At 63.7% G+C, this 22,973-nt stretch carries 18 protein-coding genes and 1 tRNA gene; 11 read left to right on the top strand and 8 right to left on the bottom strand.

Features of this window, described 5'->3' with window-relative positions; all coding sequences use genetic code 11:
• Nucleotides 1-70: 70 nt before the first annotated feature.
• From KU43P_RS10125 to KU43P_RS10115, 3 genes are all read left to right on the top strand, one after another.
• Nucleotides 71-1,723: a nitrite/sulfite reductase gene (locus tag KU43P_RS10125; protein ID WP_317662746.1), complete on the top strand. Its 1,653-nt coding sequence runs from the start codon at nucleotides 71-73 to the stop codon at nucleotides 1,721-1,723.
• On the top strand, nucleotides 1,707-2,201 hold the full coding sequence (locus tag KU43P_RS10120) for a DUF934 domain-containing protein (protein ID WP_317662745.1): 495 nt from the start codon (nucleotides 1,707-1,709) through the stop codon (nucleotides 2,199-2,201). The genes KU43P_RS10125 and KU43P_RS10120 overlap by 17 nt, the downstream gene beginning before the upstream one ends.
• Nucleotides 2,202-2,320: 119 nt before the next feature.
• Nucleotides 2,321-3,898, top strand: coding sequence for a hypothetical protein (locus tag KU43P_RS10115; RefSeq protein WP_317662742.1), 1,578 nt, complete (start codon nucleotides 2,321-2,323; stop codon nucleotides 3,896-3,898).
• 42 nt (nucleotides 3,899-3,940) lie between these two features.
• Here KU43P_RS10115 and KU43P_RS10110 read toward each other — a convergent pair whose 3' ends face one another.
• Nucleotides 3,941-7,960, bottom strand: a complete 4,020-nt coding sequence (locus KU43P_RS10110; protein WP_317662740.1) for an NEL-type E3 ubiquitin ligase domain-containing protein — start codon at nucleotides 7,958-7,960, stop codon at nucleotides 3,941-3,943.
• A gap of 223 nt (nucleotides 7,961-8,183) precedes the next feature.
• Between KU43P_RS10110 and dkgB the strand changes: the two genes are divergently transcribed.
• The 3 genes from dkgB (at nucleotide 8,184) to KU43P_RS10095 (ending at nucleotide 10,901) form a co-directional block, all read left to right on the top strand.
• Complete coding sequence (gene dkgB / locus KU43P_RS10105) at nucleotides 8,184-8,987, top strand: 2,5-didehydrogluconate reductase DkgB (RefSeq protein WP_317662738.1); 804 nt, start codon at nucleotides 8,184-8,186, stop codon at nucleotides 8,985-8,987.
• A 47-nt stretch (nucleotides 8,988-9,034) separates the two neighbouring features.
• Nucleotides 9,035-10,216 (top strand): MFS transporter, encoded by a 1,182-nt coding sequence (locus KU43P_RS10100; RefSeq protein WP_317662737.1) that lies wholly within the window; start codon nucleotides 9,035-9,037, stop codon nucleotides 10,214-10,216.
• A gap of 220 nt (nucleotides 10,217-10,436) precedes the next feature.
• On the top strand, nucleotides 10,437-10,901 hold the full coding sequence (locus tag KU43P_RS10095) for a DUF1348 family protein (protein ID WP_317662735.1): 465 nt from the start codon (nucleotides 10,437-10,439) through the stop codon (nucleotides 10,899-10,901).
• A gap of 6 nt (nucleotides 10,902-10,907) precedes the next feature.
• Here the strand turns inward: KU43P_RS10095 and KU43P_RS10090 are convergent, their stop codons facing one another.
• Together KU43P_RS10090 and KU43P_RS10085 are read right to left on the bottom strand one after the other, a co-directional pair.
• Nucleotides 10,908-12,263, bottom strand: a complete 1,356-nt coding sequence (locus KU43P_RS10090; RefSeq protein WP_317662733.1) for an ATP-binding protein — start codon at nucleotides 12,261-12,263, stop codon at nucleotides 10,908-10,910.
• Nucleotides 12,260-12,970 carry a response regulator gene (locus tag KU43P_RS10085; RefSeq protein ID WP_317662732.1) on the bottom strand — a complete coding sequence of 237 codons (711 nt, stop codon included), beginning with the start codon at nucleotides 12,968-12,970 and terminating at the stop codon, nucleotides 12,260-12,262. Before KU43P_RS10085 ends, KU43P_RS10090 begins: the two co-directional genes overlap by 4 nt.
• A 168-nt stretch (nucleotides 12,971-13,138) precedes the next feature.
• On the opposite strand from KU43P_RS10085, the gene KU43P_RS10080 reads away from it, so the two are divergent.
• The 5 genes from KU43P_RS10080 (at nucleotide 13,139) to KU43P_RS10060 (ending at nucleotide 18,049) form a co-directional block, all read left to right on the top strand.
• Nucleotides 13,139-13,435 carry an MlaA family lipoprotein gene (locus tag KU43P_RS10080; RefSeq protein WP_411567237.1) on the top strand — a complete coding sequence of 99 codons (297 nt, stop codon included), beginning with the start codon at nucleotides 13,139-13,141 and terminating at the stop codon, nucleotides 13,433-13,435.
• Between the two features lie 3 nt (nucleotides 13,436-13,438).
• The gene (locus tag KU43P_RS10075) at nucleotides 13,439-13,675 is read left to right on the top strand and encodes a hypothetical protein (RefSeq protein WP_317662730.1); all 237 of its coding nucleotides are present in this window, start codon (nucleotides 13,439-13,441) and stop codon (nucleotides 13,673-13,675) included.
• Nucleotides 13,676-13,950: 275 nt separating this feature from the next.
• Complete coding sequence (locus tag KU43P_RS10070; protein ID WP_317662728.1) at nucleotides 13,951-15,186, top strand: MFS transporter; 1,236 nt, start codon at nucleotides 13,951-13,953, stop codon at nucleotides 15,184-15,186.
• Nucleotides 15,187-15,222: 36 nt separating this feature from the next.
• Complete coding sequence (locus KU43P_RS10065; protein WP_317662726.1) at nucleotides 15,223-15,996, top strand: AraC family transcriptional regulator; 774 nt, start codon at nucleotides 15,223-15,225, stop codon at nucleotides 15,994-15,996.
• A 139-nt stretch (nucleotides 15,997-16,135) separates the two neighbouring features.
• On the top strand, nucleotides 16,136-18,049 hold the full coding sequence (locus tag KU43P_RS10060; RefSeq protein ID WP_317662724.1) for a tyrosine-protein phosphatase: 1,914 nt from the start codon (nucleotides 16,136-16,138) through the stop codon (nucleotides 18,047-18,049).
• Nucleotides 18,050-18,091: 42 nt separating this feature from the next.
• On the opposite strand, the gene KU43P_RS10055 is transcribed toward KU43P_RS10060, so the two are convergent.
• From KU43P_RS10055 to pheT, 5 genes are all read right to left on the bottom strand, one after another.
• Nucleotides 18,092-19,066: an AraC family transcriptional regulator gene (locus KU43P_RS10055; protein ID WP_317662723.1), complete on the bottom strand. Its 975-nt coding sequence runs from the start codon at nucleotides 19,064-19,066 to the stop codon at nucleotides 18,092-18,094.
• A 680-nt stretch (nucleotides 19,067-19,746) separates the two neighbouring features.
• Nucleotides 19,747-19,823: transfer RNA gene (locus KU43P_RS10050), tRNA-Pro, on the bottom strand.
• 112 nt (nucleotides 19,824-19,935) lie between these two features.
• Nucleotides 19,936-20,292 carry a MerR family transcriptional regulator gene (locus tag KU43P_RS10045; protein ID WP_008100384.1) on the bottom strand — a complete coding sequence of 119 codons (357 nt, stop codon included), beginning with the start codon at nucleotides 20,290-20,292 and terminating at the stop codon, nucleotides 19,936-19,938.
• Nucleotides 20,273-20,575 (bottom strand): integration host factor subunit alpha, encoded by a 303-nt coding sequence (gene ihfA / locus KU43P_RS10040; RefSeq protein ID WP_003250679.1) that lies wholly within the window; start codon nucleotides 20,573-20,575, stop codon nucleotides 20,273-20,275. Before ihfA ends, KU43P_RS10045 begins: the two co-directional genes overlap by 20 nt.
• 4 nt (nucleotides 20,576-20,579) lie before the next feature.
• Nucleotides 20,580-22,961 carry a phenylalanine--tRNA ligase subunit beta gene (gene pheT / locus KU43P_RS10035; protein WP_317662720.1) on the bottom strand — a complete coding sequence of 794 codons (2,382 nt, stop codon included), beginning with the start codon at nucleotides 22,959-22,961 and terminating at the stop codon, nucleotides 20,580-20,582.
• Between the last annotated feature and the right edge of the window lie 12 nt (nucleotides 22,962-22,973).

Raw genomic sequence — 22,973 nt, 5'->3', positions numbered from 1 at the left:
TCCTCGGCTCCGAACCGGAGTGCGCGGCCGTGCGCGCGAATAGCTGCATGCAGCCTGAGACAGGACTTTTATGTACGTATACGACGAGTACGATCAGCGGATCATCGAGGACCGCGTCAAGCAGTTCCGTGATCAGACCCGCCGCTACCTGGCCGGTGAGCTGAGCGAAGAAGAATTCCGCCCTCTGCGCCTGCAGAACGGCCTTTATATCCAACGTTTCGCGCCGATGCTGCGCGTCGCCGTGCCTTATGGCCAGCTGAACGCCCGCCAGGTCCGCACTCTGGCCAAGATCGCTCGCGACTACGACAAGGGCTACGCCCACATTTCCACCCGCCAGAACGTGCAGTACAACTGGCCGGCACTGGAAGACATTCCGGACATCCTCGCCGAGCTGGCCACCGTGCAGATGCACGCGATCCAGACCAGCGGCAACTGCCTGCGCAACACCACCACCGACCAGTTCGCCGGCGTTGCTGCAGACGAGATCATCGACCCACGCCCGTGGTGCGAGATCGTCCGCCAGTGGACCACCTTCCACCCGGAATTCGCCTACCTGCCGCGCAAGTTCAAGATCGCCATCAACGGCTCGAAAGAAGACCGCGCGGCCATCGAAGTGCACGACATCGGCCTGGAGCCGGTGCGCAACGCCGCGGGCGAGTTGGGCTTCCGCGTGCTGGTCGGTGGCGGCTTGGGCCGTACCCCGGTAGTTGGCTCGTTCATCAACGAGTTCCTGCCGTGGCAGGACCTGATCAGCTACCTGGACGCCATCCTGCGTGTGTACAACCGTTACGGTCGCCGTGACAACAAGTACAAGGCGCGGATCAAGATCCTGGTCAAGGCGCTGACCCCGGAAGTGTTCGCCGAGAAGGTCGAGGCCGAAATGGCCCACCTGCGTGGCGGCAGCACCACCCTGACCGAAGACGAAGTACAGCGCGTGTCGCGCCACTTCGTCGACCCGGAGTACCTGGCCCTCGACAACGTCGACTACAGTGCCCAGGACGCCGAGAACCCAGGTTTCGCCCGCTGGCGCTCGCGCAACACCCGCGCCCACAAGCGCCCTGGCTATGTGGCCGTGACCCTGTCGCTCAAGCCAACCGGCGTTGCCCCCGGCGACCTGACCGACAAGCAGCTCGACGCCGTGGCAGACCTTGCCGAGCGCTACAGCTTCGGCTTCCTGCGCACCTCGCACGAGCAGAACATCATCCTCGCCGACGTCGAGCAGCGCCAGTTGCACGCCCTGTGGCTGGAACTGCGCGAAGGTGGCTTCGCCACGCCGAACATCGGTCTGTTGACCGACATCATCTGCTGCCCGGGCGGTGACTACTGCTCGCTGGCCAACGCCAAGTCGATCCCGATCGCCGAATCCATCCAGCGCCGCTTCGACGACCTGGATTACCTGTTCGACATCGGCGAAATCGACCTGAACATCTCCGGCTGCATGAACGCCTGCGGCCACCACCACGTCGGCCACATCGGCATCCTCGGCGTGGACAAGAAGGGCGAAGAGTTCTACCAGGTGTCGCTGGGCGGCAATGCCGCGCGTGACGCGAGCCTGGGCAAGATCCTCGGCCCGTCCTTCGCCCAGGATGACATGGCCGATGTGATCGAGAAGCTGATCGCCGTGTACGTCGAGCAACGTACCGAGGAAGAGCGTTTCATCGACACCTACCAGCGTATCGGCATCGACCCCTTCAAGGAACGCGTCTATGCAGCGAATCATTAAGAACCATCAGATCGTCGACGAAACCTGGCACCTGCTGCCCAAGGAAACCACCCTCGACGAACTGACCAACTGCGACGACTACATCGTCCCGCTGCAGCTGTGGCGCGACCACGCCCATGTACTCAAGGCCCGCGACGGCGGCCTGGGCGTGTGGCTGGACAGCGACGAGCAGGCCGAAGAAATCGGTGATGACGTGCAGCACTTCCAGGTCATCGCCCTGAACTTCCCGGCCTTCACCGACGGGCGCAACTACTCCAACGCGCGCCTGCTGCGTGACCGCTACAAGTTCAAGGGCGAGCTGCGCGCCATTGGCGACGTGCTGCGTGACCAGCTGTTCTTCATGGCCCGCTGCGGTTTCGATGCCTTCGCCATCCGAGCCGACAAGGACCCGGAAGACGCGCTGCAAAGCCTGAAAGACTTCTCGGTGACCTACCAGGCCGCCACCGACGAACCGCTGCCGCTGTTCCGCCGCCGCTGATCGTCCTCCCACATGGCCCGCCCCTTCGGTGGGCCATGGGGTTTTGTTTCCGCACTCAGGTTTATTGCTGGCCTGCCGATATCAAGGTTTACCCTCGATGATCAGTAAGGATGCTGGCTATGACCACCATTACCTCCGCGGTACGCCTGACGCCGGTCGTTCAGATCGCCCCTCGGGCTCCGCAGGTCAGCAGCTCCCCCCCTTCCCAGGCATTGACCGTAAGGCCCAGCACCGTGGTCAGCCTCGGCCAGCAGGCCAGCAATGTCGACGCCCAGACCTACAGCGCCAAAGGCACGCTGCAAGAGGCACAGGGCCAATACGTGTGGGAGCAGAAGGGCCTCGACAAGCTCAGCATGTACATGCACAGCGCAGTCCAGTCATCTTCCACGGCTTCACGCTTCCAGGGGCTAGGCGCCGCCCTTCTGGAACAATTGGCGGCCAACGGCGGCCAGCGGATTTCCCAGTCGGGGCTGGCGGTCAACGACAGCACGGCAACCGAGCCGTTGCTGCTGGGCATGCAGCAGGCCAGGCTGCGCGAGCATGCGACCAACAGCGTGACCTTCCAGCTCACCAGTGCATCGGGCGCCACCATTTCCCTTGGGCTGTACAGCAGCGACAAAGGCCTGGCAGTGGACGCCGACGTTCAAGGCGGCACCTTGACCAGCGAAGAACTCAAAGGCCTGGCAGGGTTGGCGGACAGCTTCCAGTCCGCGCTCAATGGGCTGACCCGGGAGCCCCCCCAACTGCAGCTGGGCGCGCTGGTCAAGCTCGACCCCAACCTGTTCACAGGCTTGCAGATGAACGCCAAGCTGGACACCGCCAGCGGCACCCAGCAGACCTTTGACCTGCAACTGGACGAACACACCCGCAGCCTGAAGCTGCAAGGTGCAAGCGGTGAAGTGAAGATGAACTTCGACACCCACGGCGGCACCCTGCTGGGCAGCCAGGCACAGCGCCAGGCTGCGGTGGCCAATTACCTGAACCAGTTCGATGCCGCTCAAAAGCGCGGCCAGGGCGACGAACAGATGATGACGCTGTTCAAGGATGCCTTCAGCCAGCTCAACAGCGTGGACGACACCAGTTCTCGCCCAGCCAACCATGACACGGCGCAGAACAAGGCCAGCCGCTTGCTGCTGAGTGGCCTGGCCGACTTCGATGCGTCGATCACCCAGGCCATGCAGAAGCCCAACCCAATGCGGCCAGAGGAAGCGGACCATTTCGACTACAAGGTTTCGCAGTCAACGAGCAGCAAAGGCAATGCCGCCAACCTGTCGGTGCAGCAGGACCAGCAAGCCAGCCTGAAGGCGGCTTGGCACAAAGGCCTCAACCCGCTGGTGGACTTGAAACTGAGCCGTGACAGCAAATCGCAGAACTACCGCTATCACGAAGTGGAGGACGTTGCGCGCAGCACCACTCGCCTGGCATTCGCCAACAACTCGCTGGTGGAAGCCAGCACGTCCCAGGAGGCCAGCCAGCAAGAGCGTGTGCGCACCTATCAGGACGGGGTACTGAAAACGGATGACACCAACCGCGCTTCGGCGGATCGATCACGCGACTTGCTGAACATGCTTGAAAAGCTGCTCGACCAGGACCAGGCCGCGCGGCGCACCGGGGCGGCTTCAACGCTGGATGACCAGCTGGCCGGGCTGCGCCACCTGTGGCTGTTGCAACCCGTACCGGGGCAGATAGGCGCATGACGCCCAGCCCGCCATTTGGCGGGCTGGTTCCTTTCTCCCGCATCAACCGATCTGCCAGCCCTGACGCAACACCGCCTCGCGGCTCAACTCAACGATGAGGTTGCGCTCCGCCGCCTCACGCGCCACGACGATCTGCTCCACCTGCTGCAGATAAGCCTGATCGGCCATCGTCGGCGCCTGCTCCGTCAATGCATCCAAACGCTCGTGAAAGGGTACGTTCATCTGTTCGAAGCGCAGGGCATGCTGCGCGTGCAGATGCTCCACCCAGAATTCCCGGTCAGCCAGTGCCTCGGCCAATGCCTGGGTGGTTTCCTCCCTCAGCACCTCGGCCCGGGCGGCCCCGAGGTCCGCCGCAGTTATTCCACTGAAGGACTGAAACGCCAGGTTACTCGGCTGGGCAGGTAGATCCAGGCTGTCCGCCAGCCTGACGCGATACGTCAGGTAAACTTCCACCGGGTCGTTCACCCCCAGTACGGCCACCTGCCGGGCGGCGATGGCATTCACCCGGTCCAGCCGGTACAGCGAACGTCCCAGGCTTACCAGCGCCTGCTCAGTGTGAAGCCCCGCGCTCTGTGCATTGGCTCTGGCGACCAGTGCACCGACTTCCAGCTCGCTGAGTGTCATCAGAAACTGATCGCTGCAGGTTCGTGGCCCGCTCACTTGTTCGAACAGCCGGGTGCGCACCTCGGCATGCTGCTCGCAGGCCTCGATGATATGCCACACCCGCGCCTGCACATCGCGGGGCTGGTTGTGGTACTCGCGGGTATCGAGCAGGTCCGAGAAGAACCGCATCAAGTCCCCGGATCGCCGCTCGCGCTGGACACGCTGCCATTGCGCCAGCCGCTGTTCACGCTGAGTCGGTGTGAATCCGCGCAGCCATGATTCGTGGGGGGAGCCGTCGCTTTGCGAATGAACGAAGCCAGCCGACGTACCTGCATCGGCACTGGCCCGCGCGCGCTGTAAACGTAGCGCGCTTTCCTCGGTGAGCGGGTTGTCATGCAGATGCAGGCGCCGCAACAAACGCGGCGAGTAACCCGAAAGAGCGTTCGGCAACTCACTGATCCGGTTGTCACGCAGGTCCAGGGCTTGCAAGTTGGCATGGACGGTCACGTCTGCCGGCAACTCGCGCACATTGGTCCGGCGCAAGGACAAGCGACGCAACTGCGTGAAAGACGCCAGGGAGGGCGACATGCCAATGGGGTTGTCATTCAGATCCAGGCGCCGCAGACCACGAAGCTGGCTCAAACGCAGGTTGTCCTCGGCGGAGAGCACAATGCGGTTGTTGCCCAGGAGCAGGCTTCTCAGCCCGCTCATCTGTTCGATCCCAGCAGGCAGACGAGACAACTGATTGTCCCTCAGGTCCAGATTGCGAACACCTGAGAACCGCGCGAACAGGGAGGCATCGATGGCGTCCAGTTGCATGTCGCGCAGGGTCAGGTGGCTTATGTGGCTGAAGTCCACATCTGCGGGCACTGTCGGTAGCCCTCCCACATGATCGCCATTGATGATCAAGTGAAAGTCGCCCTCCACCGTGCCCGGGTACATGCGCCGCCAACTGCCGAGGATACGCCTGGCCACCCAGGCGCGGCGCAGGCGGCGGATTAAGCCTTGGCCCGGCTCATTACGCCAGGCATGCAAGGCTTGCTGCAGGCTTTCTCGGGCCCGGCGCAACTGGCTGAAGTGCTGCCAAGGGTCCACCTGACGCTGTACCAAATCCTCCAGGTAACGCGCCAACTGGGCATCGTCAAGCAGCGGGAACAGTTGCCCCAAACCCTGCCGAAGTGCCTGGCGGCTACCTTGGCCGCGACCGCTGAGCGGATAACCCAGGCGCCCGTCCAACAATCGTTGCGGTGGGCGTATACCCTGCCCGACAGGCGCCAGGCCGATCTGCTTCGCCAGCGCTTCCCGGTCTAGCTCAACACCCTCGGCGATCGTTCCCTCTTGGTACAAGGCGGCGCACGCGCGGTCCAGCCGGCTGTCGCGTACGGCCCAGCGTGCCTGCTCAGCCAGGCTCAAGGGCACACGTTGGGCGTTCAGCAGGCTGTCCAGTTCGACACTGTTGGCCTGCTCGACGATTTCCCGGGCACAGCGCGGTGTAAGGCCGGTAAAGTCGCGCATCAACACTTGGTCGGCAGGCTGCGGATGGACCTGGCGGTTGTTGAAGATCTCTTCGAACGCGTCCCCTTGCACTTGCGGATAACGCGCGTGCAACTGCTGACGTTCGATAGCATCCAGCAGCCGTGCGGGCGGCGGGGCGTTCTCCAGGTGCAGGCGACGCAGGCGATTGGTATCGAAGCCCGTGCTGCGCAGCGCGTTCTGCGCCTCTTGTTCACTGATCGCAGCCGTGCGGCTGGCCAAACGCCGCACCAGATACACAGGGTCATCCCAGTAGCGCGGGCGTTCCAACTCATGCCGCCACTCCCCCGCATCGTTGTGTTCCAGGCGTGGTGAATAGGCATCGGGCTGGGTAGGGTGGCGGATTTGCCAGTCGCCGCCGGCCGAATCCTGTGCCACCACATACACACCTTCGTGCAGGCGCCTGTGCTGTCGAATACCCTGGTGAATGGTCTGGCCTACATCCAATGCCTGCTCGCCCTCCTCCACCGCATAACCTGGCAGGCCAGGGTCACACAGGCGCAGTCGGCCATCGGCAAGGGCCACCGGCAGCAGGCCGTCGACTTTGCTCACCCGCTGGGCAAGCTTGCCCAGGCCATGGGCAGCGCCGGCAGTGATGCCAACCAGCGCGACGGTTTCGGCGACATTGAACAGATGCCCCAAAGCAGCATCCCGGTCTCCCAGTTGCCAATCTTCATAGCCCTCATAAACATCGCTGGCGATCTGCACCGCGAGGACGCCGAGCATCACTTCGCCTAGCCCCGGCACAAAGAACGCCGCCAGCCCCAACAAGTCCAGCCCCAACTCCAGGTAGGCATGCAAACGGGCGCGGCGGTCCTCGCTGTCTTCGTCTCCGGTTGGCACTGCCAGCACCCGAGCGTCATCCAGCATCTTGTCGAGCTGCTCCCGACGCAGGCTGGCAAACACGTCACCTTCAATTGCGAAATGCCGGCCATCGACCTCCAGTGGCACATCGTTGCCGCCCGTGGCCAGGCGCGCCTTGAGTACGGTGTTGAAACCGACCCGATCACGCTCGGCGATCAGGCGCTGGATGTAAATGCGGTAACCACCACTGCGTAGGCGCAAACCCAGGGTCAGGTACAGCAAAGACCAGCTGGCGTGCCAGCTCAGAGGGGCATAAGGGTCATCCGGTAGCCAGGCGACCACACCGAGCAGCTTACCTGCCTGGCGCAGTTCCATGGCCAGCGCGCCGATCAGCCGCTTGCCCAGCAAGCGCACACTGTGGCAGTGCAGCGTCGCAGCGCCGAGCGGGTTTGCCGGTTGCTCGGCAAGCATGTTCAGGATGGGCTGGAGCGTAGCCTGGTCGATCTCGTTGCGGACCCTGGCAACCACAGCGGACACTTCAAGGTTGATGCGCAAGGCTTGCTCCATGGCCGCCGCGACAGCTTGCCCTGTTGCACCGTCTTGAAGCTGCGACTTCAGATGGTGTTGATATTGCGTGCCAAGGTCCAGGGTGCGACAGAGCTCGGCGAAGCGCTCAGGGGCCATGGCCAGCGGCTGACCGTTCGCATCCAGCAGGCCTGAGCCAGGGGCGAAACCTGCGCTTGTGGTCTCGCGCTGGTGGAAATTATGCAGCGCGGCCGCGAGCAGTGTCCGGCGCTGCTCGGTGCTTTCGTAGTGAAGAGGCAAGCTTGGGGAAATCGGTGGCTTCAGCCGCAGATACTGTATTTTCAGCTGAGCACTGCGCGGATTTACCTCGGCTAACCCTGCATTGGCCAAGGCTTGCCTGAGCAGCGGCTCGGCGAAGCTGTCCAAGGGTTCGACAGCACACAGCAAAGGTTTCAACTGGGCCTGGACCTGTTGCTGGCGGGTTGCGCAAATACGCAACTGTGCCAGCAGCTCAGGTGCTGCGCCGGTCAGCCAGCTCGGCAATTGTCGGGCGATGAAAGCATCGATGGAATCCTTGGCAATCGGGGAATCGGTCATGGCGCGCGGGTCCGTTCGTGAAGGAGAACGGCAGCTGACCTGATAGGGGCTGTTCCTTGGCCATATCTATGTACCTTTTGCACGACCGCTACGCTAATTCGTGACCACAGCGCAAATGACCTTGGCCGACGTGCACCTTAATCCCAGGCAATGAAACGCGCACACTCCTCGTCACTCGAAACAGTGTCCGGGCCACGGCCCGCTAAATTCAGGAGCAGCCCCCATGAGCATTCCATCCTTCGGCCTCGGCACCTTCCGCCTCACTGGCCAGGCCGTCATCGATTCGGTCAAGTCCGCGCTGGAGCTGGGCTACCGGGTCATCGACACCGCGCAGATCTACAAGAACGAAGCCGAAGTCGGCCAGGCCATCGCCGAAAGCGGCGTGCCGCGTAGCGAGCTGTTCATCACCACCAAGATCTGGGTCGACAACTACGCCGCCGACAAGTTGGTACCGAGCCTGCGCGAAAGCTTGAGCAAGCTGCGCACCGACCACGTCGACCTGCTGCTTATCCACTGGCCGGCGCCGGGCAACGGCGTCGAGCTGCGCGAATACATGGGCGCACTGGCTCAAGCCAAGCAACTGGGCCTGACCCGCCAGATCGGTGTTTCCAACTTCAACATCGACCTGACCCGGCAAGCCATCGAAGTGGTCTGCAACGGTGAAATCGCCACCAACCAGATCGAGCTCAGCCCCTACCTGCAGAACCGCAAACTGGCGGCCTTCCTGCAGGAGCAGGGCATCACCGTCACCTCCTACATGACCCTGGCCTACGGCAAGGTACTGAATGACCCGGTGCTCACCGCCATCGCCAACAAGCACAAGGCCACCGTCGCCCAGGTGGCGCTGGCCTGGGCCATGCAGCTGGGCTATGCGGTGATTCCGTCGTCCACCAAGCGCGAGAACCTGGCCAGCAACCTGCTTGCCCGCAGCCTGCGCCTGGATGCTGAGGACATGGCGCAGATCGCCACGCTCGAACGCAACGGGCGGGAAGTCAGCCCGGACAACCTGGCCCCGGTGTGGGACTGATTGCTCCCGCACGACCGCATCATTTCACCTTCAACCCGGAGCTCCCGATGAGCACGCTTTCTCCTAAACGGGTCCTGTTTGCCCTGGCCATTGGCGCCTTCGGCATCGGCACCACCGAATTCACCCCGATGGGCCTGCTGCCCGTGATCGCCCAAGGCGTGGATGTCAGCATCCCCAGCGCCGGCATGCTGATCACCGCCTATGCCGTCGGCGTGATGGTCGGTGCACCGATCATGACCCTGCTGTTCAGCCGCTTCGGCAAGCGCGCCGCGCTAATGGCGCTGATGGCCATCTTCACCCTCGGCAACCTGTTGTCGGCACTCTCGCCCGACTACTACACCCTGCTCGCTTCGCGTCTGGTCACCAGCCTCAACCACGGGGCCTTCTTCGGCCTCGGCGCGGTGGTGGCCGCCAGCGTGGTACCCAAGGACAAGCAGGCCAGCGCCGTGGCGACCATGTTCATGGGCCTGACCATCGCCAACATCGGCGGCGTGCCAGCAGCCACCTGGATCGGCCAGCAGGTCGGCTGGCGCATGGCGTTCGCCGGCACCGCCGTGCTGGGCCTGTTGGCCATGGCCGCGCTGTGGTATGCCCTGCCCAAGGGTGAGCGCGGCAGCGTGCCCCACGTGCGCAAGGAACTGGCAGTGATCGCTCGCCCCAACGTCCTGCTGGCGATGGCCACCACGGTGCTCGGCGCCGGGGCCATGTTCACCCTGTACACCTATGTGGCGCCGGTGCTGGCTGAGCTGACGGGGGCCTCGGACAGCTTCGTCACCCTCGGCCTGGTACTGATCGGGGTCGGCTTCACATTGGGCAACAGCCTCGGCGGGCGCCTGGCCGACTGGTCGCTGGACGGGGCTGCGCGCATCTTCCTCGGCACCCTGGCGCTGATCATGCTGCTGATGCCGCTGGTGCTCGGCAGCCACATCGGCGCGGCCATCGCCTTGCTGGTGTGGGGCGTGTTCACCTTCGCCGTGGTACCGCCGCTGCAGATGCGGGTCATGACCGCCGCCGCCGAGGCCCCAGGCCTGGCCTCGTCGATCAACGTCGGCGCGTTCAACCTCGGCAATGCCGTGGGTGCGGCCCTGGGGGGCGGCGTGATCAGCCTGAACCTGGGCTACGCGGCCGTACCGATGGCCGGCGGCATGCTGGCGGCCACTGGCTTGCTGCTGGTGTGGCTGGGCGGTCGCGGCAAGGTGGCCGACAAGGCCCTGGCCGGCGCAGCCTGAAGTACAACGCACCGAGGCGGCCCTCTTGAGTATCGTACGCAGGAGGGTCCTGACGGGTTCTTCAAGGCCTACATGGACGAAGTAGGCAGCGAATGACCTCCTGAAGCAGACCGGCATTGTTCCGCCAGCCGCAATTTTGAAGTGCCCACCGCAGCCCTTCTCAAATCAGCCTCCCAGGCACTACGCTCCTTGGTGCCCACCATCGCCAAGGAGCCTCGCAATGTCCCGCCCTCCATTACCCCCTTTCACCTGCGACAGCGCCATCGAAAAAGTCCGCCTGGCCGAAGACGGCTGGAACAGCCGTGACGCCGCCAAGGTGGCGCTTGCCTACACGCCCGATACCGTCTGGCGCAACCGCGTGGAGTTTCCCCGTGGCCGTGCGCAGGTAGAGGCCTTTCTGGTACGCAAGTGGAACCACGAACTGGAATACCGCCTGATCAAAGAGCTGTGGGCCTTCACCGGCAACCGCATCGCCGTGCGCTATGCCTACGAATATCACGACGACAGCGGCCAGTGGTTCCGGGCCTACGGCAACGAGAACTGGGAGTTTGCCGACGACGGCCTGATGCAGCACCGCCATTCGAGCATCAACGAGCACCCAATCGCCGAATCGGAGCGCAAGTTCCACTGGCCCCTGGGCCGGCGCCCGGACGATCACCCCGGGCTCAGCGACCTGGGGCTCTGATGGCGGTCAGCCAACGGGGAGCGTGACCTTGACCTCGAGCCCGCCCACCGGGCGGTTGCTCAGGGTCATGCTGCCGCCCTGCTCGAGCACGATGGCGCGTGCTGCGGGAAGGCCCAGGCCCACGCCACCGGTATCCTTGTTGCGCGAGCCTTCGATGCGAAAGTACGGCTCGAACACCTGTTCCTGCAGGTGCTCGGCGATGCCCGGCCCACGGTCGAGCACGCGGATGACGATTTGCTCGGCATCGACCGTGAGCTGGATTGCCGGCTCGCGGCCATATTTCACGGCGTTGTCGAGCAGGTTGACCACCACCCGCTTGATGCCGATCGGCCGGCCGACATAGACGTAGCGTTGCGGCCCGCTGTAGCCGACATCCACCCCAGCGTCCTTGTAGTCGTCCACTGCGGTGAGCAACAAGCCCCCCAGGTCGAACGCAGTCGCCTGCTCCAGCCGCGCATCATCGCGGAAGAATTGCAGGGCGGCGTCGACCATCGCCTGCATCTCGTCCACGTCCTTGAACAGCTTCGCCTGCAGTTCGGCGTCTTCGATGAATTCGCCGCGCAGGCGCATGCGTGTGAGCGGTGCGCGCAGGTCGTGGGAGATCGCCGCCAGCATCTGCGTGCGGTCATCGATAAAGTGCTTGAGCTGGGCCTGGGTGGCATTGAAGGCGAGTATGGCCTGGCGCAGGTCGTGGGGGCCGACCACCGGAATCGGCGGTGCGTTGAAGTCCTTGCCAAAGCGCCGCGCGCCTACGGTGAAGCGCTCCAGCGGGTCGGCCAGGTAACGCGCAGCGAACCAGGCCACTGCGAGGCTCGAGACCATCATCAATACCAGGACGATCACGTTGCGCGGCAACTCATCCAGGCCCCAGCTGCGGTCGAGCACGTGAAATTGCAGCCAAGAGCCGTCCGACAACTGAATCAACAAGGCGTAGCCGCGTGGCGCGCTCTGCGCTGGCATATCCTCTGGCCCGAACACCTCGATCTGCACCTGCTGGCGATGCAACAACTCACGCAGGATTGCCGCACCTTTGTGCGAATCCTTTTCAACCCACGCCGGAAGGCCCGACTCGTCGCGCTGGCGGAACCATTGCACGCGGTACGACGCATCGCCCGCCGCGCTTGCAAGGGTCGTACGCTGGGCCACGGGGGCGGCATCGAGCATGCGCGTCACGGTGGCGAACTTCTCGATCAAGCCGCTTTCCAGCAATGGCGGCTGTGCCCATACGCTCATCACCAGGCTGAACAATCCCTTGAGCAGCAGCAAGCTGAGCATCGCCGCCAAGGTGGTCAGAGCAATCCAGCGGGCAATCGTGATGCGCGGCCAAGGCAGCGCCCTGCGTGCCCAGGCAAGCCAACTCATCGCTTGCTCACGTTGGCGGTGAACAGGTAGCCGGCATTGCGCAAGGTACGGATCAACGGCTCGCTGTCGTCATCGATTTCAAGCTTGCGACGCAGCCGGCTTACCTGCACGTCGATGCTGCGATCATAGGCCTCGTGGGACTCGCCCCGCGCCAGGTCCAGCAACTGCTGGCGGCTGAGCACCCGCCGCGGGTGTTCGGCGAACACCAGCAGCAGCTCGAACTCGCCGGTGGACAAGGGGATCATCACGTTCTCTGGCGAGCGCAGTTCACGCCGAACCACATCCAGCTGCCAACCGGAAAACTCCAGGAAAGTGCGCGGGTTGCCCACCGGCCCGTGCGCACTCTCGCCCGCCCGGCGCAGCACTGCGCGCACCCTGGCCAGCAGCTCGCGGGCAGCAAAAGGCTTGGTCAGGTAGTCATCCGCGCCCAACTCCAGGCCGACCACCCGATCGCTCAGCTCGCCCATGGCGGTCAGCATGATTACCGCCACCTGGTACTCGGCGCGCAGGCGCTGGCACAGCACCAGGCCACTGTCGCCCGGCAGCATCACATCAAGAATCACCAAGTCCGGCACGCACCGTTCGAGCGCCTGCCATAGCCCGTCGCCATCTACGGCCACATCGACTTCATAGCCGTGCTGACGGAGGAATTTCTGTAACAGGTCGAGCACTTCGACATCATCGTCGACAATCAGCAAATGACTCACGCCGGGCACCGCGAACAGAGGTAAGTAAGGCGTACTGTAAAGCCATCATCAGGCGTTCGTCATATATTTCAATGCGGCAATAAAGTGTCTGCGCGGAGACATTTCGGACATGCCCAGGCAATCAATCACCTGCAGCATTGGCAGCAGTTCTTGCCTGGAATGAGCCCCATGCCCCTGTCATTTTCTGCCTGGTTTTCAGCCCGCAACTCGGTACTCGCCTTGACCCTGCTCGCCGCCGGAGGCTACAGCGCGCGGCCACCGGCCAGTGGCTACGGGCACACCGCCTACCAGATCAGCGACCCTGCCGAGCCGGTCAACCGCGCCATCTTCGCCTTCAACCGTAGTGTCGGCGACCCTGCGCTGGCGCCGGTCGCCCGGGGTTGCAAGCACCTCACGGACTTCACCCCCCAATGCATGCACAACCTCACCGCCAGCTTGAACGGCCGCCGCATCACCTGGAGCTAAGCGATGAATGACGTATTACAACCCCCGGTGTTGCTATTTCGCCGCCTGGAGAGTGGCGCAGAGCAAGCACTGCTGCATGAGCTGGAGGCACGGGTATCGGAGGATGGTCGCGACCTGATCGTCAGCCGCTATCGCGAGCGCTATGGCAACGGCGATGCACTGCAACGTCACGAAGTGCACCGCCGCGTGCCGATTGCTGCGCTGCTCAAGTGGATGGCCAGAAAAGACGCGTCGCTCTAGCGCACGTTCAGAGCGCCATCTCGCCGACAGCGGCGACCAGCAGCGGCGCGATCTGTTCGTCGGTCATCGCCGGGTAGACATGCCTCTGCGCCCAGATCAAGCTACCCCTCCAGCCTGATTTCCGACCTCTGTGCCGAGCAGGCCGGCGATAGGGCCGCCACAATCTGATGTCCGAAACGCGCTAGTGAGTGCCTGTTCGACGTGAGACAGACAAAAGCAGCGCTGGCTATTCTCCAGCCGCAATGCCTTGCCTCCACACGAAAAGAGCCTCGCCCATGACGACTCCAGCCGCCACCATGGCCTCGCCCTCCACGCCCACCGACCAACCCCAGGGTTTCCTGGTCAGCATCGTCGGTGCCGCCGCCTTCGCCCACCTGCTCAACGACCTGATCCAGGCCGTGCTGCCTTCGATCTACCCGATGCTCAAAAGCGACTTCTCGCTGAGCTTCGCCCAGATCGGCTGGATTGCGCTGATCTACCAGGTCACCGCCTCGCTGCTGCAACCCTGGGTGGGCATGTACACCGACAAGCACCCGCAACCCTACCTGCTGCCCGCCGGCATGCTGGTGACCCTGGTCGGCATCGCCCTGCTCGCCTTCGCCGACAGCTACAGCATGCTGCTGGTGGCGGCCGCCGTGGTCGGCGTCGGCTCGGCCACCTTTCACCCCGAAGCCTCGCGGGTGGCGCGGATGGCCTCCGGCGGGCGCTTCGGCACCGCGCAATCGACCTTCCAGGTCGGCGGCAATACCGGTTCGGCAATCGGCCCACTGCTGACCGCCGCCATCATCATCCCCCACGGCCAAACGGCCATCGCCTGGTTCATGCTGGCCGCAGCGCTGGCAGTGTGCGTGCTGCTGCGTGTCACCGGCTGGACCGTGCGCCACGGCCAGACCCGGCTCAAGACCTTCGCCGGTCAGCAGGCCCCTGGCTTGTCCAAGGGCGCCATGTGGCGCGCGGTCGGGGTGATCGCGGTGCTAATGTTCGCCAAGTTCGTGTACATCGCCTCGTTCACCAACTACTTCACCTTCTACCTGATCGAGCACTTCGGCCTGAGCGTGCAACAAAGCCAGCTCTACCTGTTCGTGTTTCTCGCCGCCGTGGCCCTGGGCACTTTCGCCGGCGGGCCGGTGGGCGACCGCATCGGGCGCAAGGCGGTGATATGGGTGTCCTTCCTCGGCGTGGCCCCCTTCGCCCTGGCCCTGCCCCACGCCAACCTGGCCTGGACAGCGGTGCTGGCAGTGATCATCGGCCTGGTGATGTCCTCGGCTTTCGCGGCCCTGGTGGTGTATGCCCAGGAAGCCGTACCCGGCCGGGTCGGCATGGTGTCCGGGGTGATGTTCGGCCTGATGTTCGGCATCAGCGGCATCGGCGCTGCGGGGCTTGGCGAGCTGGCGGACCGGCATGGCATCGAATGGGTGTACCAGGCGATCGCGTTCCTGCCACTGCTTGGGCTGGCCACCGCGCTGTTGCCGGCGACCCGCTCGAAAGCGCGGCCGGCCACCTGCTGCTAAGATGGCGACGCGCTGATGCGGCTACACGGGAGCACCATGGTCAAGCCCTTGAAAGACATGCTGGTTGAGGTCGATGAATGGTCCTGGGAAGTGGGCAGCCGCGCCACCGACTACCCGCCGGACTGGTACATCGCGCCGCACTCGCATGCCAAGCATCAGCTGATCTACGCCATCAAGGGCTTGATGATCGTGGAGTCCCAGGCCGAACGCTGGACGGTACCGCCGAGTCGCGGCATCTGGATGCCCTGCGGCCAGGTGCACGCCATCCGCTGCGTGGGTGACGTGAAGATGCGCAGCGTGTTCGTGCGCCCCGACACGGCAGCGCCACTGCCGCAGCAGAGCAAGGCCATCAGCATCTCGCCGCTGCTCAGCGAACTGATCAAGGCCTCGGTGGACTTCACCGGGCCCTTCGCCGAAGACTCCCGCCAGGCGCGCATCATGCGCCTGATCCTCGACGAGATCTGCGTGCTGCCAACCCTGCCGCTGAAGCTGCTGCAACCCAGCGACCCACGCCTGCGAACGATCTGCTCGGCACTGCAGCACAAGCCGGACGACCCCTCCACGGTGGCCGACTGGGGCCTGCACCTGGGCATCGATGAAAAGACCATCCAGCGCCTGTTCCGCAAGGAAACCGGCATGACCTTCGGCCAGTGGCGCCAGCAGGCGCGGCTGATGCAGGCACTGGAGCGCATCGCCCTGGGCGAGCGCATCATCGACGTGGCCGGCACCCTGGGTTACGACAGCCCCAGCGCGTTCGCCAGCATGTTCAAGCGCCAGTTCGGCATAACCCCGAGCCAGTTCTTCAAGTAAAACAGGCCCTTTGCAGACAGAAAACGCACGCACCGGACACATCGCGCAGGCTTTGGTACAGGCCCCCGCTTCGTCACATAAGGTTTCATCTAGCCTGGCGAGAGTAGCCACACCCACTCCCCCTCTCGAGGCCATTCCCGTGTCGCAACGTCTGCTCTGTTCCTTGTCCCTGCTTACCCTCGCCGTCTCCGCCGCCCACGCCGCCGATGCGCTCGACACCCCGCGCCTGGCCGGCATGGACAACTTCCGCGACGTGGCTGGCACCACCGCACCCTACAGCACAAGCCATGATGGCGTGATGCGTGCCGGCGTGTTCTATCGCTCCAATGCCCTGACCCCGACAGCCGCCGACATGGCCGCGCTCAACGGCCTGGGCATCAGCGATGTGTTCGACCTGCGTACCCCCAGCGAAATCGCCGCCACCCCCGACAACGTGCCGGCCGGCGCCCGCTACACCAACATCGACATCATCGGCAACACCACCTCAGGCGCGAACATCACCAACATGTCGTTCTCCAGCGCCGCCGAAGCGCGGGCCATGATGGAGGAGACCAACCGCGCCTTCGTCAGCGACGCCGGCATGCGCGGGGAATTCACCAAGCTGTTCAACGAGCTGGCCAGCGCCGATGGCGCAGCGGTGTTCCACTGCACTGCCGGCAAGGACCGCACCGGCTGGACGGCCGCAGTGCTGCAGAGCATCGCCGGGGTCGATGACGCGACGATCATGCAAAACTACCTGGCCACCAACGACTACACCGCCGCGCGCATGGCCGCGACCCTGGCCCACATGCCACCGAGCATGGCCGCCATCTACGCACCCTTGATCGGTGTCGATGCCAGCTACCTGCAGGCCGGCCTGGACGAAGTGACCGCCGAGTACGGCAGCATGGACAACTACCTCAAGCAGGGCCTGGGCCTGAGCCAGGAAACGATCTACGTGCTGCGTGGCAAGATGGTGCGCTACAACACCCTGCCCGGCGAAGCCGGCCTGCAAGGCAACGCCGCAGCCGGTGCGCGCCTGCTCGGGCAGTTGCAGGACACCGCGCTCTCCGGTACCTACAGCGCCTACAACTACTACCTGCAATCGGCCATCGACGCCGGCACCCTGGGCGGCGTCGAGTCCACCGTCGGCGGCCAGGTGCACGCCGACGCCGCCAGCTACCTGCTGCGCCAGGCGAGCATGATCGACCGTGCAGCCGCCCCGTTTGCCGATGGCAGCGACCTCAAGGTCGGCCAGTCACGCCTGTGGAGCACGGCGCTGGCCGGCTACCTGGGCACCGACGGCTCGGCCCATGCCGCCAGCAGCAACGAGCACAGCCAAGGCCTGATGATTGGCATGACCCAGCGCTTTTCCGAACAGCTCAGCGCCCATGCCGGCTTCGGTTACAGCAAGGGCAACGTCGGCGGCGCCGGCGGCGAGGCCGACACCGATCTGACCTTCCTGCGCCTCGGCACCCGCTTCGCCCCCGGCAGCCTGGAGCAAGGCCTGTTCATCGACGCCAACGCCAGCGCCGGCTACCTCGACTACAGCAGCAAGCGCGAACTGGGCGGTGGCCTGGGCACTGCCAAAGGTGACAGCCACGGCACCCTGGCCGGCGGCAGCCTGGCGCTGGGTTATCGCATGAACACCAGTGGCCTGGTGCTGGAGCCGAGCCTGGGCATGCGGGTAAGCCGTGTAGACCTTTCCGGCTTCACCGAAAAGGGTAGCGAACTGGCATTGCAGGTAGACGACCTGAAAGAGACCCGCCGCAGTGCGTTCGCCAACGTCAAGGCATCGTTCACCCCCATTGCCATGGGTAGCTGGCAACTGGTTCCGGGGGTCGAGGTGGGTTACGACCACGCCCTCGGCGACCAGGAGGTCGACAGCGAAGGCCACCTGCTGGGGCTGGATATCGAGCAACGCGCAGCCTTCGACAACCGCGACCAGTTCAACGCCGGCGTGAACCTGATGGCCAACCTCGGCCCGCTGAGCGTCGGCGCCGAGGTGGCAGCCCTGGGCGGCGGAGACAGCCACGGCGTAAGCGGCAGCCTCAAGGCCAGCTACGCCTTCTGAAGCTTTCCCGAAACCCTCCTGTAGGCGCGGATTCATCCACGCCTACAGCTGCCCCCGCCTGACCTGCGCCGGGCTCACCCCAAATGCCTGCTGAAAATACTGGGTAAACCGCCCCGCATTACTGAACCCCAGTTGCAAGGCCACCTCCGCCACCGACCCACCCTCCTCGCTCGCCAGCACCTGCCGCGCCTGCTCCAGCCGCACCTGGCGCTGATAGCCGACAATCGAAGTACCGGTAAAGCGCCGAAACCCCTCCTGCAGCGCCCGCAAACTCACATTGGCCAACGCCGCCAGTTCACTGCCACTGACCTGGCTGGCGGGATGTTCACGGATATGCGCCATCGCCAACTTCACATGACGCGGCGCAAGCGATGGCGTGGGCCTGCGCAACGCCTCGCTGTAATTGTGCGGCCAGGCCTCCAGCAGGGCATCGACCAGCATGTCCTGCAAACGCTGCGGCATCAGCAAACCGCTGTTGAGCAAGTGATCGAACTCCGTGCCCGTGGCCATTTCCAGCAACGCCCGGATACCCTGGAACGCCGGCACATTGAGGTCTACCACCGGGGCAAAACGAATCGGCTCGGCCAACGGCCGTTCCAGCAGCGTCGACAACCGCTTGGCAAACAGCCCACGGCAAAGCGACATGCCGCATTGGGCATGGCCCTCGGTGAAACGCATGGAACGCAGGTCTTTCTTGTCGACGGCCAGCCCCACCTGGGCCCCGCCAATCGACTCGCCACGGTGATCGAAAATGATCTTGCCGGCCGTGGGGAGTACGAAGGTGATCTCATCCTGCGGGGTGGGCAGCACGAACGTGAAATCGCCCTGGTAGTGCATGCGCCGCACGCTCATGCCCTCGTAACGGCCGTAGACACCGCTAATGACAACGTCCTCCGCCAGGCGCGGCATGTCGGCGTAAAGGTTGCCATGGAGCTGGGTGAACAGCGAAGCGAAGTCATCGCTGCGCATGTTGGCGGAGCGGAGCATGAAATGTTTGCGGGTTTTGGCTGGGATCACGACGTGGATCTCCTTGTGCCGCGAGATGGGCGTCGCAGCTTAACAAGGATGAATGACAACGGCGTGACGCGCTTAACAGGTATGGACTAGTCCAGTCCAAAACGAGCAATGTAATAGAACCTCCCGATTCAGGCATCGTCTGCGCCTGTGGGACTGTCAGATCGAGCGCCGCGCGGACGACTCTCGATCTGATAGAGACAGCAAATGTCGTGACGTACACCAGCACGCCTCATCACTTACCTAAGTTGAAAAGCAGAGCGTCATGCGGCTCAGACTGGGTATACCTCACGGTCAATCCGGCTTAGAACATACTCTTGTAGCTGACACTCTGGATGGTCGCGCCGCCCCCGCAACTGGTACGTGGCGCGAATCTCCGGCACGCCAGTAGGCTGGACCCTTCCAGAAACACCGGAATGAGGAGGAACAACACAAGCCGGTTCAAAGGCGTCAGCTTTATTGCTCGATTAAGTAAATTCCGCGCCTACATCGTGGAAAACCGGAAACAGATAAATCTGGGTCTATTCGCCAGGGTTGAGGACGCGTCAGCTGCTTACGAAGAGGCGGCCGAAAGGCTATTCGGGGAGTTCCACAGAAAAGGCCGGATACAGAGAACTCACGCAAAAGTCACGCACATGAAAAAGGCCACCCCTTTCGGAAATGGCCTAAGTCACTGAATATGTTGGTCGGGACGGAGTGATTCGAACACTCGACCCCTTGCACCCCATGCAAGTGCGCTACCGGGCTGCGCTACGCCCCGACTGGGCTTTGAAGCACGTTCTCAATATTGCCGAGAACGTTGAAGAATGTACCCTAACCTCCTGATAAGTGAAAGCTTTTTTTTCAAAAATTTCCACTCATCGCCAACCAGGTCACTTCTTCAACACCACCAGCACATCCTCCAACTCAACAATCATCTGCCGAATCAGCTGCTTGTACTGGCTGGACTCATCCTTCACCTCATCACTGGAGAGCCGCAACCGCGCCCCACCAATGGTGAACCCCTGATCATAAAGCAGCGCGCGAATCTGGCGGATCATCAGCACGTCCTGGCGCTGGTAATACCGCCGATTGCCCCGCCGCTTCACGGGGTTGAGCTGAGGGAACTCCTGCTCCCAATACCGCAGCACGTGTGGCTTTACGGCACACAACTCGCTCACTTCACCAATGGTGAAGTAGCGTTTGCCCGGTATGGGAGGCAGTTCGTCGTTATGGCTTGGTTCCAGCATAGGCCTCAACCCGGGCCTTCAACTTCTGCCCTGGACGAAAGGTGACGACGCGCCGTGCAGTGATCGGGATCTCTTCCCCTGTCTTGGGGTTGCGGCCCGGCCGCTGGCGTTTGTCGCGAAGGTCGAAGTTGCCGAAACCGGACAACTTGACCTGCTCGTTCTCTTCAAGTGCGTGCCGAATTTCTTCAAAAAACAGCTCGACCAGCTCCTTGGCCTCACGCTTGTTAAGCCCCAGCTCCTCGTACAGCCTTTCGGCCATCTCAGCTTTCGTCAGAGCACCCATGCCGTTATTTCCTTAACGTGGTGTTCAACCTTTGTTCAAGCGAGGTGAGGATGTTTTGCAGGGTAGTGTTCACCTCATCGTCGTTAAGAGTGCGCGATGGATGCTGCCAGGTCAAGCCGACGGCCAGGCTTTTTCTATCAGGATCAATGCCTTTACCCTGGTAGACGTCAAACAGCCTGAGGTCTGTAAGCCATTCGCCTGCATTGTCACGAATTACTTCAAGCACGGAACTAGAAGCTACATCACGTCCTGCGATCAAAGCCAGGTCGCGACGGGTTTCCGGGAACTTGGAGAGTTCGCTGAATTTCGGCAGGCGGCCTTCGACCACGTCACCCAATACCAGCTCGAAGACGAACACCGGGCGGTCCAGATCCAGGGCTTTTGCAAGTTCTGGGTGCAGGGCGCCGAGGTAGCCGACTTCCTTGCCGTCGCGCTCGATGCGGGCGGTCTGGCCTGGATGCAGGGCGTGGTGCTTACCGGCGACGAAGGTGAAGTCGCTCAGGGCGCCGGAATAACCCAGCAGGGCTTCCACGTCAGCCTTGACGTCGAAGAAGTCGATGCTGTCGCGACCGTTGGCCCAGCCTTCGGGCAGGCGGCTGCCGGTGACGACGCCGGCGATCATCGGTTGCTGCTTGAGGTCGCCCAGCTGGCCGACGAAGCGCAGGCCGCTTTCGAACAGGCGCACGCGGTCTTGCTGGCGGTTGAGGTTGTGCTGCAGCGCCTTGACCAGGCCCGGCCACAGGGACGCACGCATGGCGGCCATGTCGCTGGAGATCGGGTTGGCCAGCAGCAGCGGCTCTACGCCTAGGGCGAACAGCTCGAACAGTTTCGGGTCGATGAAGCTGTAGGTGATGGCTTCCTGGTAACCACGGGCCACCAGCAGGCGGCGCAGGTTCGGCAGCTCGCCGCGGGTTTCCGGGCGGGCTTGCGGGGCCAGGCGGGCTTGCGGGTAGCGAACCGGCAGGTTGTTGTAGCCGTACAGGCGTGCCAGCTCTTCGATCAGGTCGACTTCCAGGCTGATGTCGAAGCGGTGGCTCGGGACGTTGACAGTCCACTGCCCTGCCCCGTCGGCCGTGGTGGTCAGCTCCAGGGCGTTGAGCATCTGCTCGACCTGGGTGGCGTCCAGCTCCATGCCGAGCATCTGGGTGATGCGTTCGGCGCGCAGGGTCACCGGGGCGACTTGCGGCAGGTGTTGCTGGCTGACGGCTTCGACGATCGGGCCGGCTTCACCGCCGACGACTTCCAGCACCAGGGCGGTGGCGCGCTCCATGGCTTCGCGGGCCAGCTGCGAGTCGACGCCGCGCTCGTAGCGGTGCGAGGCATCGGTGTGCAGGCCGTAGGAACGGGCCTTGCCGGCGACGGAAATCGGCTCGAAGAAGGCGCTTTCCAGGAACAGGTCGCGGGTCTTCTCGGTGTTGACGCCGCTGTGCTCGCCACCCATCACGCCGGCAATGGCCAGGGCGCGGGTGTGGTCGGCGATGACCAGGGTGTCGGCGCGCAGGGCGACTTCCTGGCCGTCGAGCAGGACGAGCTTCTCGCCCTCTTCGGCCATGCGTACGCGGATGCCGCCGTTGATTTCGGCGAGGTCGAAGGCGTGCATCGGCTGGCCGAGCTCAAGCATCACGTAGTTGGTGATGTCGACGGCGGCGTCGATGCTGCGCACGTCGCTGCGGCGCAGGCGCTCAACCATCCACAGCGGGGTCGGCTTGGACAGGTCGACGTTGCGGATCACGCGGCCCAGGTAGCGTGGGCAGGCGGCCGGGGCGCAGACTTCGACCGGGCGCACTTCGTCGTGGGCGGCCGCTACAGCAGGCACGACCGGGCGGGTAACCGAAACGTTGTACAGGGCGCTGACATCGCGGGCCAGGCCGGCCAGGGACAGGCAATCACCGCGGTTAGGGGTGAGGCCGATCTCGATGCTGGCGTCGTCCAGGTTCAGGTACTGGCGAATGTCCTGGCCCACCGGGGCGTCGGCGGCCAATTCCAGCAGGCCGTCGTTCTCTTCGCTGATCTGCAGCTCGGCGGCCGAGCACAGCATGCCGAAGGACTCGACGCCGCGCAGCTTGGCCTTCTTGATCTTGAAGTCGCCTGGCAGTTCGGCGCCGATCATGGCGAACGGGATCTTGATGCCTGGGCGTGCATTGGGCGCGCCGCACACGACCTGGAAGGTTTCCTGGCCGCTACTGACCTGGCACACGCGCAGCTTGTCGGCGTCCGGGTGTTGTTCGGTGGCGAGAATCTCACCCACGACGATGCCGCTGAACTGGCCGGCAGCGGGGGTCACGCTGTCGACTTCCAGGCCGGCCATGGACAGGCGGGCGACCAGTTCGTCACGGGAGACTTGCGGGTTTACCCAACCGCGCAGCCACTGTTCACTGAATTTCATGCTGTTCTCCTA

The sequence above is a fragment of the Pseudomonas sp. KU43P genome (genome assembly GCF_033095865.1).
Taxonomy (GTDB): Bacteria; Pseudomonadota; Gammaproteobacteria; order Pseudomonadales; family Pseudomonadaceae; genus Aquipseudomonas.
This window is presented reverse-complemented; position numbering and strand designations above follow the sequence as displayed.